This window comes from Paenibacillus sinensis, assembly GCF_019904155.1.
Lineage (GTDB): Bacteria > Bacillota > Bacilli > Paenibacillales > Paenibacillaceae > Paenibacillus_AQ > Paenibacillus_AQ sinensis.
In genome coordinates this window covers 22,748-35,927 of the sequence record NZ_JAHCMB010000159.1, presented here as the reverse complement: position 1 = coordinate 35,927, position 13,180 = coordinate 22,748, and the positions used below count along the sequence as shown (strand labels likewise).

13 protein-coding genes are annotated in these 13,180 nt (G+C 55.6%); 2 read left to right on the top strand and 11 right to left on the bottom strand.

Annotated elements, in window-relative coordinates; all coding sequences use genetic code 11:
- The first annotated feature begins 58 nt into the window (after positions 1–58).
- The gene (locus KIH86_RS18610; protein WP_223080611.1) at positions 59–628 is read left to right on the top strand and encodes a YhcN/YlaJ family sporulation lipoprotein; all 570 of its coding nucleotides are present in this window, start codon (positions 59–61) and stop codon (positions 626–628) included.
- A gap of 115 nt (positions 629–743) precedes the next feature.
- On the opposite strand, the gene KIH86_RS18605 is transcribed toward KIH86_RS18610, so the two are convergent.
- The 11 genes from KIH86_RS18605 to KIH86_RS18555 form a co-directional block, all read right to left on the bottom strand.
- The gene (locus tag KIH86_RS18605) at positions 744–1,196 is read right to left on the bottom strand and encodes a pyridoxamine 5'-phosphate oxidase family protein (protein ID WP_223080610.1); all 453 of its coding nucleotides are present in this window, start codon (positions 1,194–1,196) and stop codon (positions 744–746) included.
- A 96-nt stretch (positions 1,197–1,292) separates the two neighbouring features.
- Positions 1,293–2,378 (bottom strand): LCP family protein, encoded by a 1,086-nt coding sequence (locus KIH86_RS18600; protein ID WP_223080609.1) that lies wholly within the window; start codon positions 2,376–2,378, stop codon positions 1,293–1,295.
- A 210-nt stretch (positions 2,379–2,588) separates the two neighbouring features.
- Positions 2,589–4,430: a translational GTPase TypA gene (typA, locus tag KIH86_RS18595; RefSeq protein WP_223080608.1), complete on the bottom strand. Its 1,842-nt coding sequence runs from the start codon at positions 4,428–4,430 to the stop codon at positions 2,589–2,591.
- Positions 4,431–4,591: 161 nt separating this feature from the next.
- Complete coding sequence (locus KIH86_RS18590) at positions 4,592–5,098, bottom strand: hypothetical protein (RefSeq protein ID WP_223080607.1); 507 nt, start codon at positions 5,096–5,098, stop codon at positions 4,592–4,594.
- A gap of 273 nt (positions 5,099–5,371) precedes the next feature.
- Positions 5,372–6,031 carry a TerC family protein gene (locus tag KIH86_RS18585; protein ID WP_223080606.1) on the bottom strand — a complete coding sequence of 220 codons (660 nt, stop codon included), beginning with the start codon at positions 6,029–6,031 and terminating at the stop codon, positions 5,372–5,374.
- An 80-nt stretch (positions 6,032–6,111) separates the two neighbouring features.
- Positions 6,112–7,389, bottom strand: coding sequence for a tRNA uracil 4-sulfurtransferase ThiI (gene thiI / locus KIH86_RS18580; protein ID WP_223080605.1), 1,278 nt, complete (start codon positions 7,387–7,389; stop codon positions 6,112–6,114).
- 1 nt (position 7,390) lies between these two features.
- Positions 7,391–8,542 carry a cysteine desulfurase family protein gene (locus tag KIH86_RS18575; protein WP_223080604.1) on the bottom strand — a complete coding sequence of 384 codons (1,152 nt, stop codon included), beginning with the start codon at positions 8,540–8,542 and terminating at the stop codon, positions 7,391–7,393.
- Between the two features lie 95 nt (positions 8,543–8,637).
- The gene (locus KIH86_RS18570) at positions 8,638–9,369 is read right to left on the bottom strand and encodes a lytic transglycosylase domain-containing protein (RefSeq protein WP_235775484.1); all 732 of its coding nucleotides are present in this window, start codon (positions 9,367–9,369) and stop codon (positions 8,638–8,640) included.
- A 255-nt stretch (positions 9,370–9,624) separates the two neighbouring features.
- Positions 9,625–10,008 carry a UbiA prenyltransferase family protein gene (locus tag KIH86_RS18565; RefSeq protein ID WP_235775483.1) on the bottom strand — a complete coding sequence of 128 codons (384 nt, stop codon included), beginning with the start codon at positions 10,006–10,008 and terminating at the stop codon, positions 9,625–9,627.
- A 9-nt stretch (positions 10,009–10,017) separates the two neighbouring features.
- Positions 10,018–10,242, bottom strand: coding sequence for a DUF1540 domain-containing protein (locus KIH86_RS18560; RefSeq protein ID WP_223080602.1), 225 nt, complete (start codon positions 10,240–10,242; stop codon positions 10,018–10,020).
- Between the two features lie 176 nt (positions 10,243–10,418).
- The gene (locus tag KIH86_RS18555; RefSeq protein WP_223080601.1) at positions 10,419–10,913 is read right to left on the bottom strand and encodes a YpuI family protein; all 495 of its coding nucleotides are present in this window, start codon (positions 10,911–10,913) and stop codon (positions 10,419–10,421) included.
- Between the two features lie 180 nt (positions 10,914–11,093).
- Between KIH86_RS18555 and KIH86_RS18550 the strand changes: the two genes are divergently transcribed.
- Positions 11,094–13,022 carry a S8 family peptidase gene (locus KIH86_RS18550; RefSeq protein WP_223080600.1) on the top strand — a complete coding sequence of 643 codons (1,929 nt, stop codon included), beginning with the start codon at positions 11,094–11,096 and terminating at the stop codon, positions 13,020–13,022.
- The last annotated feature ends 158 nt before the right edge of the window (positions 13,023–13,180 follow it).

The window sequence follows — 13,180 nt, the reverse complement described above, 5'->3', positions numbered from 1 at the left end:
TTCCGCCCCTGGCAAAGCTAAAGCCAGTACTTATCTTGAACGAAAGGAGCAAGCACCCATGAGAAAATCAATATGTCTGTTGCTGGTCCTTTTGCTGCTGCTGACAAGCTGCGGTATGGTCAAAAAAGAGTCATCACCCTCTCCTCAGAATAAACGGCCGGCTGTTAATGCCGCGAATTACGGGGGCAACGGTGTACGGCCGCTGACCGTTGACGGAACGGTGGAATATCATCCTTACGCCGCAGACGGTTCAGGGGTCGTTACCCGGAGCGATGTGGAACTGAAAGATCATCTGGAGCAGCTCGCCCTGCGGGTTCCCGGCGTCAAAGGCGCTCATTGTGTCGTACTTGGCAAAAATGCTGTTGTCGGGATCGATGTCGACGGTTCCTTAACCCGGTCGAGAGTCGGAACGATTAAATATTCCGTAGCCGAAGCCTTGCGGAAGGACCCCGCCGCCGTCAATTCGATGGTAACCGCCGATATGGACCTTTCCGCACGGCTTGCCGAGCTCGGCAAGCATGTGAGACAGGGACACCCGGTCTCCGGTTTCTCCGCCGAAATGGCCGATATCATCGGGCGGATTATTCCGCAGCTGCCGGACGACACGACGCCACGGGGCCGGCAGTAAGATGTTTATCGGCTGACGGGCCGCCGGAATAAAGAAGATGATCGAAATTTACAGTTATATGATGAGCCCGTGAAAACAATATGCGCGAAGCCAAAAAAAGCCCAGTGAGTATTCACTAGGCTTTTTGCATGGCGGCAAACACTTGTCCATCCAGCTTCTCCGCCGCGCGTACGTCGTAGATCTTGGCGTACGTAGGGGCGGACTCCAGTTGGGCACCGTAAAACAGTGCGTTTCGCACGGCAGAAATTTCCACATCGAAACAGCACATTTCAAAGGGAACGTCCGGAAGCGGATCGCTCTTCACGACGCTCCGGCCATTGATGGCATAAATCGAACGGTCGCCAAAGACCGTAAGCGTAACAAGAGGATTCTCTTTCATGTTGCGAACCAGCCGGGAACGATGATCGATGGCAAGCCGCAATGTAGCTGCGTCCACTGCATATATCCATGATAGGACGGTGGAGGTAGGGCCTCCGCTCTCCGCATCGACGGTATTCAGCAGGACGTAGGTTTCATTTTGCAGCATCTTCAGCAGGGAATCGGTAAGTACAGCGGCAGACTCGGACATTCTGCAGTCCCCCTTATGTCGCATGTCTTTAAGCTAATCTTATTTATATTATAGCATAGGCCTAAACTTGCATTCAATTTGGCTGGAATGACCGACTTAAGGGGATGGAGAGGCCGGGGCCGCTCCCGCCAGACGGTCGTTCAGACTCTGCTTGGCCGACTCGAGCTCCTTATCGTTAATATATACATAAGGGCTTCGCCAGGTGCCGGTTACGGGTTTAAACTCCACATTGTTCTTTGACATTTGCCAGTAGGCGGCAATCATGTTCTTGATCTGGTCTTTCTCAATGTCGGTGGTCATGTTGTCATCCAACGCGTCCAGGACGCCTCCGATCCTCACAGCACCTCCGAGTGACTGCATTTTATCCATCAGGGCATGCAGTACCTCGTTCTGTCTGCGGTTGCGGTCAAAATCGTCGGAAGCTTTTGTCTTCGGAGTGCAGTTGGATTTGCGGTAGCGGACATAATCAAGCGCTTTATCGCCATTCAGGGTCTGCTCGCCCTGCTTCAGATTAATATTCGTTCCGTCGGCGTTGTCTTTATAGCACATATCGTAGCCGACGTTGACATCGACACCGCCCAGTTTGTCCACCGCCTTGCGGAAGCCGTCGAAATTCAGCACGGTTACGTAGTCGATCGGCACACCCAGATATTTGCCCATCATCGTCTTCATCTCGTTCTCGGCTGAAATGCCGGAGGTATCTTCCTTGCCCCGGAACCGGGTATAGAACTCATTGATTTTAGTCCGCTTGTACCCATCCAGTTCAACATACGTATCACGGGGCAGCGAGACAACCGTCGCCGATTGAGTCGAAGGATTCAATGCCACGACCATAATTACATCCGTCAAATACGATTTATGCTTCTCCCGGTAGTCCGTGCCGAGCAGCAGCACCGTCAGCGGCTTGACCTTGGCTGAATTCTGCGCCGCTACCGGCTTGTCAACGCCCGTATTAAGCAGCCCGCTGTCAAGCTTATAGTACAGGTATATAAAATAGCCGACAACCACGAGCGCCGTGAGCAGCGCACCGACCAGCACCATTCTTCCCAACCGGGCCATAAAGCCCCGCTTCTTCTTCTTTTTAGCCGGAGGCTTGGACCTTAAGGCCGGCCCCGCAGGCCTTTTGCCGCCGCTTCCCTGTCCTCTCGTCCGGGGAGGCAGAGCGCCTTTATTTGGATTCATAATAAATCAAAGTCCTTTTCTTCGTCTTTGGATATTCGGCACCGCCGTTAATAGTCAGACGTATAACCGGCGTAAAAGTTGCGATCATTCATCAGCTTCGCCAGGCTCCTTCTCCGCCGTATGCGTATGACAGCCGATGTCATAAAGGTTTCTGCAAAAGAAAAGCCGCCGGATGGAATATATCCCGGCGGCTGGGTCCGTGCTGGCAAATTACATGTTGGCTTCGGCCATTTTGCGATGCTTCTCGGCACGTTCGCGCTCGCTCTTGTTCAGAATCTTCTTCCGGAGACGAACGGATTTTGGCGTGATTTCGCAGTATTCATCATCGTTCAGGTACTCCAGAGCCGCTTCCAGCGAGAAGAGGCGCGGCGTCTTCATCTTAACCGTCTCGTCCTTCGTTGCCGAACGGACGTTGGTGAGAGCCTTCTCCTTGCAGATGTTGACGACGATGTCGTTGTCGCGCGTATGCTCGCCGACAATCATGCCCTCATAGATTTCTGTACCCGGCTCGAGGAACAGAATGCCACGGTCTTCCACGCCCATCATGCCGTAGAAGGTAGAGACGCCGGTCTCGGTCGAGACGAGCACGCCCTGATGGCGTCCGCCAACCTGTCCGCCGATCAGCGGTGCATAGCTGTCGAATGCGTGGTTCATGACGCCGTAGCCGCGCGTCAGCGTCAGGAAATGCGTATTGTAGCCGATCAGGCCTCGGGCAGGAATCAGGAATTCCAGACGAACCTGGCCGGTTCCGTGATTAATCATATTCACCATCTCGGCCTTGCGTGTTCCCAGGCTCTCCATTACAGCGCCCATGCTATCCTCCGGCACGTCGATAAGCAGCCGTTCCAACGGCTCCATCTTCGCACCGTCGATTTCCTTGACGATAACCTCAGGCTTGGAGACCTGAAGCTCATAGCCTTCACGGCGCATATTCTCGATCAGAATGCCGAGATGCAGCTCGCCGCGTCCGGATACCACGAAAGCGTCAGGGCTGTCCGTCTCCGCCACACGAAGGGATACGTCGGTCTCCAGCTCCTTGAACAAGCGCTCGCGCAGCTTGCGGGAAGTGACCCATTTACCTTCCTTGCCGGCAAAAGGCGAGTTGTTGACCAGGAACGTCATCTGCATGGTCGGCTCGTCGATCTTAAGAACCGGCAGTGCCTCCGGATTCGCCGGATCGGCGATCGTCTCGCCGATATTGATGTCCTTGATGCCTGCGATGGCGACAATGTCGCCGGCGCCGGCTTCCTCTGTCTCCACCCGCTTCAAGCCCTGGAAGCCGAACAGCTTCTCGATGCGCGCGCTCTTGTGCTTGCCGTCGCGCTGAATGACCGTAATCGCTTGACCGGCACGGATGATGCCACGATTCACACGGCCGATGGCGATACGGCCCAGATATTCGTTATAGTCCATCAGGGTAACGAGGAACTGGAGCGGCTCTTCTACGCTCTCCGTCGGAGCCGGGATATGATCAACAATCGTCTCGTACAGAGCCAGCATGTTGTCATCCTGCTTGTCCGGATCAAGGCTTGAGGTGCCGTTAAGCGCAGAGGCGTACACTACCGGGAACTCCAGTTGGTTGTCGCTCGCTTCCAGCTCGATGAACAGGTCCAGCACTTCATCGATTACTTCGGCCGGACGAGCAGCCGGACGGTCAATCTTGTTGACGACAACGATCGGCGTCAAATTCTGCTCCAGCGCTTTGCGAAGCACGAATTTCGTCTGCGGCATGCAGCCTTCGTAGGCGTCAACGACAAGGAGAACGCCGTCTACCATCTTCATGATCCGTTCTACTTCGCCGCCGAAGTCGGCGTGTCCCGGCGTATCCACGATGTTGATCAGAAAGTCTTTATAGGTAATGGCCGTGTTCTTGGCCAGAATCGTAATGCCGCGTTCCCGCTCCAGATCGTTGGAGTCCATGGCGCGTTCCTGTACCGTCTCATGCTCGCGGAAAATCCCCGATTGCTGCAGCAACTGGTCGACAAGCGTCGTTTTGCCGTGGTCGACGTGGGCGATAATCGCGATATTGCGAATCTGTTCTCTTGAATGCATGATTTGTATCCAAATCCTTTCATTTATCGAATAAAGAAAATTTGAAACAGGGGCATCGGTTCCACAAAAGAAGCGCCGGACTATCATCCCGACGCTTCATCAATATGATTAATTGTAGCTTGAAAGCAGTGTGAAAAGCAAGTCTTTTCATGAAAAAACAATTACCAGCCTCGACGATACCCGCCACGTCGCCCGCCTCGCCCGAGTATCAGCCAAATACCCGCCACGATCAGTATTGCTCCGACGATATAGATGAACCCCGAGCCAAGTACGCCGAGGAACATCAGCAGAAGGCTTACAATGCCCAGAACGGCCGACCCGACGGTGAGTCCGGCGCTGCGCGGGGAAGCGTACAAACTGTATTCATAGAGACCGACCGCAATGCCGAGCAGTAGCACCGGCCACAGATAGGCCATCATCCACCATCCGAAGGTGTTGCACAGCCCGAAGAGCAGGCCGTATACAGTCATAATACCAGCGGGAATGAGCGCTGCCGGCGAGAGTCGTCTGCCAAAGACAAAGACATGCAGAATCAGTCCCGGTATCAGGAGGAGCAGCGGCCAGAGCGCGCGTCCGAGGAATCCGAAGACGCCCAGCTTGCCCAGCAAAATAAATAAACCGGCGCAGATGATGAACAGACCCAGCTTCATGTCGTTTTTGGAAGACATCAGTATCATCCCTTCAACTATATCGATTGGCAGCTTGCTTTGGGGCTCGCTTGCTTGCAGCTCTGCCAGCATATTCTTTATTCTATCCGAAAAAGACGAAAAACGCCATCTTCCGCCCCTTCTGCTGTCATCCGGACATGCTTGCCGCAGGATAGCTGCAAGATAGCTGCAAGATAACTGCACAGATCATGGCATAGGCAAAACCGGCTCAGAGACAAGCTTAGTGATACAGCCTGTCTCTGAGCCGGTGATCTGCCCTTATATCCGATTCGTCTATTCCGCTTTCGGGGTATGACGCTTGATTCCCCCGGCCGCCACGACGGCGATGCCGAGTGCAACCGGAAGCATGGTGTGAAGCCGCGGCAAAATCAGCGTGAGCATGGAGCCGAGCTTGGCATCATGCAGAAGCATGTCTCCCGCCGTGTAAGCCAGAATATAGGAGCCGATATAGATCAGCACCGGAAAACGGTGCAGCCAGCCGACGATCAGGCCGCTGCCCCAGACGACTATGGGAATGCTGAGCCCGATGCCGATAATCACAAGCGCCAGATCCCCCTTCGCCAGTCCGGCGATTGCGAGCACATTGTCCAGGCTCATGATGAAATCGGCGGTCAGAATCGTCCAGATGGCCTTCCACAACGTCGCGGCTTCGTTGACCTTGTGCACATCCTCTTCCTCAAGAAGCAGCTTGAAGGAAATCCACAGCAGCAGCAGCCCTCCCCCAGCCTGGATATAGGGGATTTTGAGCAGCAGCACGGCAACCAGCGTCAGTATAATACGCAGAAGGACGGCTCCGGCCGAGCCCCACCAGACTGCCTTCCGGCGATGATGATCCGGCAGATTTTTGCTGGCCATCGCAATGACCATCGCGTTATCTCCGCTCAGTACGAGGTTGACCATCAAAATCTCGCCGAGCAGCCAAATCGATTCCATTTGACACCCCTCCCGAACCTGCATATATCCACTTGTATGCGAAGTTCGGGCAAGCTATGCTTCTTGTCCTTACAGTTGTCTTAAAACCAGTCATCCAGCTGGACAGCAGCTTCCATTTCATCCGCCGGGCGTTCGTTACCGTGCGGAGTCAGGTCAACTGTCACGGTTTCAGCAACTGCCTCGTCAATCCGCTCGGCATAGCCCGGAAGGGTCGCTTCAATCCGCTCGACGATCCGCAAATTCGGATTCGTCGTAGGCGACCGCGGCACGAACAGCGTGCAGCAGTCTTCGTACGGAAGAATTGACAGCTCGTATGTGCCGATGGTCTGTGCCAGCTCCGTTATTTCTCCCTTGTCCATCATGACAAGCGGACGAAGAATCGGCAGATCGGTCGCCCGGCCGATCACGTTCATGCTGGATAGCGTCTGGCTCGCGACCTGGCCGAGACTATCGCCCGTAACCAGCGCCAGCGCTCCTTCGCGCTCGGCCAACATCGTCGCAATGCGCAGCATCGCTCTGCGCATCAGCGTGATCATCAGGTTGTCCTGTCCGATCCCGGCAAAGGAGGTCTGAACCTCCGTAAAGGGAACGAGATGCAGCCGTATCCGGCCGCTGTATCCCGACAGCACTCTGGCAAGATTGACAACCTTCTGCCGCGCTTCCCGGCTCGTATAAGGATAACTGAAGAAGTGGACGCATTCCACTTCAAGTCCCCGCCGCATGGAGGACCATGCGGCCACCGGACTGTCGATGCCCCCGGACAGCAGCAGCATCGCCTTGCCGTTCGTACCCAGCGGGAAGCCGCCTGCAGCCTGGATGTTCTCACAGAATAAGTAAGTACCGTTCTCGCGGACCTCAACCCGCAGCTCCAGCTCGGGCTCCCGGACATCGACCGTCAGCGCGGGAAAGGCTTTCAGCAGCGGCCCCGACACGAGACGATTCATCTCCTGGGAGCCGTAAGGGAAGTCCTTCCACACCCGCCTGGCATTGACCTTGAACGTGGTGCCGGGAGCCGGAGCAACGGCTTCCATGAAGCGGAGACTATTCGTCACGATATCTTCAAGCTCGGACCGTGCAACCTTCACCGGGCTGATCGACGCAATGCCGAACACCTTCGCCAGCGCCGCGATGAGCGGCACCGCCGGTTCGCCTCCCAGTTCGACATAGATCCGGCCGTATTCCGTGATAAGCTTCGCGCCCGGATACAGCTTGACCCGCTCCCTTACCTGCCGCAGCATCGTCTTCTCGAAGCGGCTGCGGTTCTTGCCTTTCAGTGTGAATTCGCCGAAACGCAGCAGCAGCATGTCCGCATATTCTGTACCGCCCTTCAAGCCTTTGGCGGAATCTGTCTGTCTCATGTTACCGCATGCCTCCTTCAGCTATCTTCAATGCCTGCACCGCTTCAACAATGGCGGTCTCCAGAGCGGCGACATCGCTCTCCGTATGTCCGTCGCCGAGACTGATCCGGATGCCGCCAAGCGCGGCGGCTTCATCTCTTCCCATGGCAAGCAGCACGCGGCTTGGCTCCGCCGTACGGGAGGAGCATGCTGAACGGGTGGATACCAGCATGCCAAGCTGCTCCAGCTGGCGCGCCAGCACCTCCCCCTTCATGCCCGGGTAGGAGAAATGCACGATATGGGGCGCTCCCGCTTCATTGCTGTTCACCACAAGCTCCGGAATCCGGCGCAGAAATAACAGCAGGCGGTCCCGCAGCGGCAGCAGCCGGCCCGCCAGCTCTCTCTGCCGCTCCGAAGCGATCCGCACCGCTTTGGCGCCTGCGATAATGGCAGGCAAATTCTCGGTTCCGGCGCGCATGCCATTCTCATGTGAGCCTCCGCTGATGAGCGGGAACAGCCGGACGCCCTCCCTGGCATACAGAAGGCCGACACCGCGCGGCCCCCGGATTTTATGCGGGGAGAGACTGTACAGATCCGCTCCAAAGTCGCGGGGGCCTCCGGGGAGCTTGCCGAAGCCCTGAACGCCATCCACATGGAAGAGCGTCCGCGAATTCGCCTCCTTAATGGCATGGGCGATTTCGCGCAGCGGCTGCACCGACCCGGTTTCGTTATTGACGTGCATAACGCTGACAAGCACCGTATCTTTACGTACGGCGGCTGCGATATCACGAGGATCGATGCCACCGTCCGGCTTCGGCTTCACGAAGTCAATCTCCCAGCCCATGTCCCGCAGCTGAAGGCAGCTCTCATAGACGGAGGGATGCTCCAGCTCCGTCGTTACGATATGCCTGCCCCGGCCTGTATACTGAAGCGCGGCACCTTTGATCGCCAGATTGTTGCTCTCCGTCGCGCCCGAAGTGAATGTTATTTCCTCCGCTCGGACACCCAGCGCGGAAGCGCATACTTCTCGTGCGCGTCTGATCAGCGCCGCGGCATCGGCTCCGGCCCGGTGAAGCGAGGAGGGATTGGCGTAGTGCAGCTGCATCAGCTGCTCCACCGTCCGCACGACCTCTTCATACGGAGGCGCAGCAGCGGCATAATCCCAGTAAATCATATGGGCTAACTCCTTCTCTGACCATAAAGTGAAAGGATCAAACGATGCCTACTGCCGCCCATGCGGCAGAGTTACGGACCGTTTGACCCTTTATATTATAGCGCGTATTTGCTTCTCGCGCGTTCAATTTTGGCGATATAGTCCTGCGTCTCTTTCGGAAGCTCGTCCAACCTCTGCAAGAGCTCCGCATCCGAGTTAACACCGAGCTTCAGCACGCGGCCCGGTCCGGCGTTATAGGCGGCAAGCGCCATGTTCACCTGTCCGTCAAACCGCTTCAGCTGATAGGACAAATAACGGGTGCCTCCGTCAATGCTCTGTGCGGGATCAAAAGGGTCTGAAACTCCAAGTCCCTGAGCCGTCCCGTCCATGAGCTGCATAAGTCCCTTTGCTCCGGCCGAAGAAACAACATTCGGATTAAACGATGATTCCGTATCGATAACCGCTTTGATCAAATCTGCCGGCACACCGTACTTGGCGCTCGCAGCCTGAATGAGATCCTCGTAATCGGTCGGCTTGCTCTCTGCACCAAGCCCTGCTATTTCCCCGGAAATAGCGCCGGCTGCCGCACCAAGACTTTGCCACAGAAGGCCGTCTTCGGTATAGGATGCCGTGCTCTGGGAGGATACGTTCTCCGTGGCTCTTCTGGCCGATGCATCTTCAAGTATGGTCTGGAACCTCGTATCTCCTGTTGATTGTTTATCGTCAACCGACGCTGCCCCCGAAGCATTAGAGGAACTCTTCAAATTGATCCATTTCAGCTGTTCGATCCGGCCGGTTACGGCTGGGTTGGTATTCATGCTGCCGCATACCCTCTTTCCTGGTTTCATTCTGTTACTTAATCTATCGGCAGAAGAGCCGGAATTGTTAAGGATTTCGTTATTTTACCAGGAAGCGGCGGCATTTGCACGGAGTGTTCTCGTAATTCTAGCCAGGCATTCAAGATCTAATTTCAAGATCAGGATCAGGAGTAAATGCCTGGCGGCATTCTTTTGGCAGCGAGCGATTCCCCGGGATTGATGTCCATTAAAAAACCTTCAGATTCATGCTGCTGAATCTGAAGGTCTTCTCATGCTTCGCCGGAGTCAGCGGGCAAAAGGAATCATCACGAAATAGCTGAGTACGGCCACAATGCCCATTCCAAGACCCCAGGCTCCGGCCGTCTTGCGTCCGTTGCTGTAGGCATAATACCCGAGCACGGCTGCAAGCGGACCGAGAATAATGGGCCAGATGATGAGAGATGCGATTCCAAGGCCTACCGAGGCATAGCCAACCGGCTTGTACGCATCGTCGGCTTCTGCCGACTCCTTCACTTCCGGCGAACGGTCGCGCACAGGCAGCGGACTAACCTCAGCGGCGTATTCCTCGCGATGATCTGGCGATCTGCGGGGATAATCGGTCCGGGGCCGGATCATAATTTTTTTGCGTCTGGACCGGACAGGCTCAGGACCCCTCTGTTCATTGTCCATGGCGGCCTCCTAAGCTTTCGGCTTAAAGGTCAGGCAACAGGTTGCGGAGGAACTCTTGGCAATATCATGATGATCCTTGAAGGTCATCTCTTCGGCATACTCTTCCTTGATGCGGCCTCCGGAATGCTTGTCGATTTCGATGATGATGGACTCGGCGCGGCAAATATTGCTTTCTCCCCAATAATTACAGTTGCTTACGCTGCAGTTGACTACCGTTTTCGCGGTATTGTTCATTAATGATCACCTCGGAATCATTATGTCCTTGCCGAGGCGTTGGTATGCGGTATCCGGACAGCCAAAAGAAGCCACGGAACGGTAACCGGAATAGAACCTGATTTTGCGAATCCTTTATGCGATCTGGTATAAAAAAGGGCTTCCGGCGCACATCCGTGCGCTGGAAGCCCTGTCGTCTACACTTGATTCTGCATTCGTTTTTCCGTTAAATAATCATTTTCGTAATAGGTGAGCTCGTCGCGAAGTTCTTCATACACCTTCGTAATATCCAGCACAATGCTGCGCGCCGATTGAACGGGCTTTTTGCGGAAGCGGATCGCGTCTTGACCAGTGTATGCATAGCGGCCGTCTTCGGAATAGCTTTCGTTCTTCGGATAGAAGAAGTTGTTCACGCCATAGTGATAAACGTTGTATAACGCTTTTTGTGCAAAATCCTCGTCAAAATTGGCACGGCGAAGCGCAACACCCAGCTTCTCGTACGACATTTCGGAGAAGACCAGCAGATGACGCAGATCGGACAGAAAACCCTCATAGTATCGGGTCGTCTCTTCATCCTGCCCGTCGGCAAGCTGCGGCAATGCGTTATGGTTAAGGAACAATTCCAGTTTTTCAATGGCAATTTTCAACTTTTCTCTCGTGGATTCGCACAGTTTCTGAACATTGGCTGACATGGCGGCCCATCCCCCTTAGAATTCCTTGGCGTCGTGTTACAAAATTACTTGCAAATTAATCGTTTTCATGTCTATCCTATCACAAATTTTGGCTCGGCGGTATCCCTTTTACGCATGTATAAATCTGGCGGGCCTCTTCCATGCTAACGGTAGCAGATGAGACAGGAAGGAGCGGGAAAAATGTCCCGAAAAAACATCGCGATCGCCGGCCTGCTGACGGCCGTCTGCGCTTCAGCGCTCATACTCGGCGTGCGTTCTACGAATCACGGAACTGTCCGCCAAGCCGGTGTTCCCCAGACCGGTGTTTCTCAGACCGGTGTTTCCCAGAGCGGGCGCAGCCAGGCCTTACAGGAGCATAAGGTTAAGAAAACGTACATTTCGCAGGACGTGAAGACGACGGAATCTTTAACCCATGCCGATGCGGGCCGCGATCTGAAAGCCATGCTCTCGGGAGCCGCAGGACAGTCCGCCGATAAGGTCGCTGCCTACGCCAGGAAGCTGCAGCGCAGCCACGGGCATATCGCCATGCTGATGTGGATCGACTTCTCCACAGGGAAGGCCAGCACCTTCAAATCGGTGCATCCCAAGGGTACGCCGGAGCAGGAGCGGGTGATGAAGGAGTACCTCAGTGCGGCCAAGACGACGATTAAACGGCAGGGCACTTACGAATCTCCAGCATTCACTGTCGGGTCCCGAAGCTATTTTCTGATGGGACAGCGCAGTTCGGACGGACGGTACGGCGTCATCGGACTGATTGACCGGACGGTTCTTAAGCAGGTCACGAGCCATCAGCAGAAGAATCTCCGGCTTATTCCTTATCCGAAGGAAGGGCGTTTCAGGGTGGAATCCGTCCATACCGATACACTGCGGGACATTACCGTCAAGACCGGGCATGACAACGAGAACGCCAGCCATTACTACGAGAATGAAGTTGTTGTCCGGTTTCGGAACGGGCCTCCGGATAACCGGCAGCTCGAGGCCATCGCCCGGGAAATCCACGGCAGTACGCCCCGCAAGCTGGGGTATGCCTATATTTTCCGCTCGTCGGACATGACGTACCCGGAGCTTAAAGCTTATTTCGAAAGCAGATGGCGTCCACAGTACACCGAGCCTCACTATATGTATTTAACCAACGATACTGTCGGCGAAAATATGACATTTGATGTAGCTCCGAACGATATGCTCTTCTCCGCCTATCAATGGAATCTCCCTGCAATTGAGACCGGCAAGGGATGGAACCTGTCGCGCGGAAGCGACACCGTTCCGGTGGCTGTGGTGGATACGGGCGTGCAGGCTGACCATCCTGACCTGAAGGGACAGCTGCTGACGGGATACAACGCCATATCCGGTTCAGGACTTCCCGACGACGATGTGGGCCACGGCACACATGTGACAGGCATTATCGGCGCTCTGGTCAACAATGGCGAGGGCGTGGCGGGAATAAGCTGGTACAATAAGATTTTGCCGGTCAAAGTGCTGGACAACACCGGCGCTGGAACGACGTATTCAGTCGCGGAGGGCATTATTTGGGCGGCTGACCACGGCGCCAAGGTCATCAACCTCAGTCTGGGCAACTATGCGGATTCCCAGTTCCTGCATGACGCCATTAAATACGCCTATAACAAGGATGTCGTACTGGTGTCGGCTTCGGGCAACGACAATACGGAACGGCCGGGATATCCCGCCGCCTATCCCGAGGTTCTGGCTGTAGCCGCGACCACCGCCTCCGATGAGAGAGCAGACTTCTCCAACTACGGGGATTATGTCGATGTCTCCGCCCCGGGCGAGAGCATTGCCAGCACATATATCGGCAGCCAGTACGCCGCGCTGTCCGGAACCTCGATGGCCAGCCCCCATGCAGCCGCCCTTGCGGGTCTGGTCCGCTCGCTGAATCCCGATCTGACCAACAAGGAGGTCATGGATCTGATGACCAAGAACGCGGTGGATCTGGGCGCGAAGGGACATGACAAATATTTCGGCTGGGGCCGGCTTGACGTGTACCGGACCCTTCAGGCCGCAGCCGGGGAAGGAGTTCCTGTCGAGCAGTGGCCGCTGCATGTCAAGGACCGGCTGCAGCAGCTCCAGCAGCGGCTGAAAGGGATGATGTAGACAACTGAGCCGGACCGAGCCGGACCGAGCCGGACCGAGCCGGACAGCCGCAGCAGCCGCTAGGCGATCAGCTTTCGTTGGGTCGGTCGAGCAGCTTCCGTTGGGTCGGTCGGGTCGGTCGAGCAGCTTCCGTTGGGTCGGTCGGGCCGGTCGAGCAG